Below are 1,217 nucleotides of genomic sequence, written 5' to 3' on the forward strand. Positions count from 1 at the left end.
TAAGTGCAGCTTCTGTAGGGAAAAAGCCTTTCAGGTTAAAACTTTCGGCTCCAAAATCTGCCTTTAATTCCTTGATTCGATTCTCTGCATCGCCTCTGTTTCGGTACGTTCTCCAAACATCTGTTGCCGATTGTTCTTGGTTGGTAATATAGGCTGAATAGCGATAATTTCTATGGATTTCATCTTCCGGAAACAGGCTTAATATTCGGCCTGCCGCATTCGGCCGTTGTGCTATTTTTTGCCTTACAATAACTATCCTTCTTGGCTTTTCCCAGTTTTTTGCTTGATAATATTTGTCGCAAATTTCGATGCCCTCATCAACTTTTATCCAAAAATCTTGCTGGTCTATCAAGTGTTGAATGGGGTGAGTAAATTTTGCAGCGATGATGTATTGGAGTGTTTTTAATTCAAGATAATCCATAATGTCTTTCTGGAAAAAACCACTATCCAAACGAACTAATCCTACTTTCTTATCCCCAAAATTTAAGAGTGTTTCTTCTAAAAATCCTACAAAATTATTTGCCGAAGAAGCATTGCCGCTCCTGAGCCAAAAATTAGCGACCATCTTTACATCGTTCACAAATGCAATGATAGGATGATGGCTGTTTCTTCCTTTTTTCTTAGGATTGTAGCCTTTTTTTGCTCCCTCTTGCTCTCCGTATCGAGTAATTACAGATGAATCAATGTCTAACGTAAAATAATTGAGGTTCAAATTCTGAAAAAACCAACTGAAAAAATGATGCCCAACTTGCTGGTTGATGTGTTGTGTAAACTTGCCAAAATAGCGTTTATATGCGTCCTGAGCAGGGGTCTTTCGCCAGCCAAATATTTCCCCAAGAGCCTTATCTGCACGGGTAATTTCTGTGTGCAAAAAACGATTGGCGCCACACCAAATACTCGTAATAAAAGATTCAAGCAAAACTTCTTTTTTATAAGAATTATTGGAAAGTGACACAGGTAAAGACCACCCCGCCGCGCGCCAGGTGCGTGGGCGGGTTGCCCATCTGCGATCGTCCTTCGAATCCCAACGACGTCCTGTGATGGACTTTGGCCGCCGTGGTTCAACTCCGGCGGTTTTTTTCTGCATTTTTCGGCGGCGCCCACAGCGGCTGTGGCGCGGCCCCTCGGGGGCGCTTAGGTCGACGCCGGACGGGGCACCGGGCGCGGGCGGCCCTGCTCGTCGATGGCCACATAGGTCAGTGTCGCTTCGGTCACTT

The 1,217-nt window shown here is 44.5% G+C and carries 1 protein-coding gene; it reads right to left on the reverse strand.

Features of this window, described 5'->3' with window-relative positions; all coding sequences use genetic code 11:
- Positions 1–1,087: IS1380 family transposase (locus tag ACK4TH_RS11950; RefSeq protein WP_409626754.1), on the reverse strand; the 1,087-nt coding region annotated here is incomplete at its 3' end.
- Positions 1,088–1,217: the final 130 nt, after the last annotated feature.

The organism is Tepidimonas sp. (assembly GCF_046292505.1).
GTDB lineage: Bacteria > Pseudomonadota > Gammaproteobacteria > Burkholderiales > Burkholderiaceae_C > Tepidimonas.